Below are 3,759 nucleotides of genomic sequence, written 5' to 3'. Positions count from 1 at the left end.
ACCCCTCCCCCCGCCCACCGCTCCCCGCGTCTGGTCCTGGCCATGGCGCGTCGCGCTGACACTGCTGGCCGTCGGCATCGTCGCGATCACGCTGCACACCGCCACCCAATGGGCGCGCGACGGGGCGCTGCGCGAGGCCGCCCTCCAGGCCCGCAGCACCGGCCAGATCAACGCAGCCCTGCTGCGCAACAACCTCGACAAATTCCGGGCGCTGCCCTTTGTGCTGACCCAGGACGTCGACCTGCGCGCGGCGCTTCAAGGGGCCAGTTCAAGGCAGATCGAGGCGTTGGACGAAAAGCTCGAAGCGCTCAGCCGCGGCGTCGGCGCCTCCGCCATCTACGTGCTCGACAAAAAAGGGCTGGCGATCGCCGCCAGCAATTGGCGCGAACCGGCCACCTTCGTTGGCGTGGACTACGAATTCCGCCCCTACTTCCAAGGTTCGGTCCTGCACGGCTCGGCCGAACACTTCGCACTGGGCACGGTCAGCCACGAAGCGGGCTTGTACCTGTCGCGGCGTGTGGACGACGCGCAGGGCGCAATGCTGGGCGTGGTGGTCTTGAAGGTCGACTTCCGGGATCTGGAGGCCGATTGGCGCCAAGCCAACGCCGTCATCTTCGTGACCGACGAACATGGCGTGGTGTTGCTGGGCAATATTCCAGACTGGCGCTTCAGGGTACTGGCGCCGCTGTCACCCGCGCTGGCAGAGACGCTGCGCACCAGCCTGCAGTTCGGTGACGCAAAATTCCAACCGCTTCCCGTCACACCGCCCCTGCAACCGGCCAGCAACGGCCAACTCATCCGCACCGACGACGCGCTGCCCCGCGCCGCCGCCGGCGCTCCACTGCTGCACACCACCCTGCCGGTCATCGAATCGCCCGGCTGGACGCTGCACCAGCTATCCCCGGTGCAGGCGGCCATGAATCAGGCCAGCGCCAATGCCCAACTCGGCGCATTACTTACGCAGAGCGTGCTCGCCGCGCTGATCGGCGTGGTGCTGTACCGCCGTCATCGCAACCAGGAACGCGCCGAGCAACAGGCCGCGATTCAACAACAGCTCGCAGCGCTGGTGGACGAGCGCACAGCGCAGCTGCGAGACGTGAACGCCAAGCTCGTCGACGAAATGGACGAACGCCAAAGCGCCGAATCCCAGCTTCACACCATGAAGGACGAACTCGTCCAAGCCAGCAAGCTGGCATTGCTGGGCCAGGTCGCGGCCGGCGTCGCGCACGAGGTCAACCAGCCCGTCGCTGCCATCCGCGCCTACGCCGACAATGCCGCCGAGTTTCTGCGACGGCGCGACGAAAGCGCCGTCCAGGAGAACCTGAGCACCATCGCCGCACTGACCGATCGAATCGGCCACATCACCGGCGAGCTTCGCGCCTTTTCGCGCAAGGCAGGTGCAACAGTCGGCCCGACCGACCTGATGGAAGCTCTGGAAGGGGCGATTCTCCTCGTGGGTCCCCGCGCCCGCCGCCAAGGCGTCACGCTGCAAAGCCCGCCTCGCAACCAGAACTGCCACGTCCTGGCCAATCGCGTTCGGTTGGAGCAGGTTCTGGTCAATCTGCTGCAGAACGCGCTCGAGGCGCTGGAAGGCGTCCAGAACGGGCGAATCATCATCGCCTTGCAAGACCTCGGCGACACCGTGCAGCTGCAGGTTCACGACAACGGCCCCGGCCTGTCCGACCAAGCCCGCGCCCGCCTCTTCACCCCCTTTCACACGACCAAGCCGGACGGCATGGGCCTGGGCCTCGTCATCAGCCGCGACATCGTCACAGAGTTCGGCGGCGAACTCCGCGCCGCCCGCCCAGGCGATGCCAGCTTGCCGTCCCCTCATGCGCCCGCGACCGGCGCCTTGTTCATTCTGACCCTGCGCAAAGCGCCGGATCAAACTCACACCCCGAGCACTCACCATGACGCGTGCCCCTGATCCTCAATCCCCCGCCGCCGAGGCCCCAACTGCCGCAAATTCCGCAAATGCCCGGAATACAGCAAAGGTCGCGGACGTGACGGACGACCGCATGCAACGGCCCGTCGCGCCCCACGCCGTGTTCATTGACGACGACGACGAACTGCGCCGCGCGGCCCAGCAAACGCTGAAGCTTCACGGCATCTCGGTCGAGGCGCACGCCAACGCGCGTGCTGCGTTGCCGGCCCTGGACCGGAATTTCGACGGCGTAGTGGTCACGGATATCCGCATGCCTGATATCGACGGCCTCGAGCTTTTCCAGCGGCTACGCGCCATCGACCCTGACATTCCGGTCATCCTGATCACAGGCCACGGCGACATCGCCACAGCAGTTCAATGCATGCGGGAAGGTGCGTACGACTTCCTGTCAAAGCCCTATCCGGCCGATCGACTGGTAGCCGCCATCACCCATGCCGCCGAAAAGCGGCGCCTCGTTCTCGAAAACCGCCGCCTGCGCGAAGCCGCCTTTACCGTCGAAGCCGACGAAGTCCCGTTCATCGGCACCACGCCCGCGATGCAGCGCATCAAACAAACGCTGCGCCACATTGCAGACGCCGACGTCGATGTGCTCGTTGAAGGTGAAACGGGCACCGGCAAGGAAGTCGTCGCAACCGCACTGCACCGCCTAAGCCGCCGCCGGCACCGTGCGTTGGTCGCCATCAATTGCGGGGCCTTGCCCGAAAGCGTCATCGAAAGCGAACTCTTCGGTCACGAGCCTGGCGCTTTCACGGGCGCCCAAAAGAAACGCATCGGCCGCATCGAACATGCCAGCGGCGGCACCCTGTTTCTCGATGAAATCGAAAGCATGCCGCTCGCCGTCCAGGTCAAACTGCTGCGCGTGCTCGAATCACGCCAGATCACTCCGCTCGGCAGCAACGAAGTCCGCAATCTCGACCTGCGCGTTGTCGCCGCCACAAAAGAAGATCTAGGTAGCCCCGCCATACGCGCCAAGTTCCGCGAAGATCTGTTCTACCGCCTCAACGTCGTCACGATCCGCCTCCCACCGTTGCGGGAACGCCGTGAGGACATCCCGCTGCTCTTCGCTCACTACCTCGGCCACGCCTCACGCCGATTCCAGCGTGACATCCCCGACATGCCCGCCTCGATCCGCCAACACCTGATGACGCACGACTGGCCCGGCAACGTTCGCGAACTCGCGCACTTCGCAGAACGTTTCGTGCTTGGGGTTCTCAATAGCTCCGCACCTGAGCCTGTCCAACCGCAAGCGGGCGCCCTCAGCCTTCCGGAACGCATGGAGCAGATCGAAGCGCAAATCATCCGCGACGCCCTCACCGCCCACCGCGGCGACATCAAGGCCACACTCGACGCGCTAGGCATTCCGCGCAAGACGTTCTACGACAAACTCCAACGCCACGGCATCGACCGCCAGGATTACGTCGGCGGATCCCGTAGCCCTGTATAAAGCAGCCACGTCGAGAATCCGCTGCAGCGCATGCCATCCCCCTCGCAACAAAACAAAACCCCTCGCGGCGCCAGCCGCGAGGGGTTTCTTAATTAAAGCGATATACCAAGGATGTTTTGAGGCCAGCAGCGCATAGCCGCGCCCCGCGCCGACGTATTAGCGCCCCGCGCCCAACCTGCTTCTGTTGTCAGGCATAGGCACCGCTCGACACGCGCCGGCGATGCAGCTGGACGCTTATTCCCGACACCCCAAAGACAAAACCCCGCAGGGGATACCTGCGGGGTTTTGAGCAATAAAAGCCTGACGATGACCTACTTTCACAGACGTCCGTCCACTATCATCGGCGCAAAGGCGTTTCACTGTCCTGTTC

Annotated in this window: 2 protein-coding genes; both read left to right on the top strand. The window is 64.6% G+C overall.

Annotation, left to right across the window (positions count from 1 at the left end):
• Window positions 1-1,927: ATP-binding protein (locus MHZ91_RS28120; protein ID WP_370647902.1), on the top strand; the 1,927-nt coding region annotated here is incomplete at its 5' end.
• Between the two features lie 91 nt (window positions 1,928-2,018).
• On the top strand, window positions 2,019-3,389 hold the full coding sequence (locus MHZ91_RS28115; protein ID WP_239216582.1) for a sigma-54 dependent transcriptional regulator: 1,371 nt from the start codon (window positions 2,019-2,021) through the stop codon (window positions 3,387-3,389).
• Window positions 3,390-3,759: the final 370 nt, after the last annotated feature.

Origin of the sequence: Achromobacter sp. ACRQX, from assembly GCF_022346505.1 — a bacterium.
Taxonomy (GTDB): domain Bacteria; phylum Pseudomonadota; class Gammaproteobacteria; order Burkholderiales; family Burkholderiaceae_B; genus Achromobacter; species Achromobacter animicus.
Note: the sequence above shows the minus strand (reverse complement) of the source record. Positions and strands in the feature narration are given on the sequence as shown.

Coding starts and splice junctions, on each gene's coding strand:
- MHZ91_RS28115 (WP_239216582.1), top strand. CDS start 2,019: ATGCAACGGCCCGTCGCGCCCCACGCCGTGTTCATTGACGACGACGAC.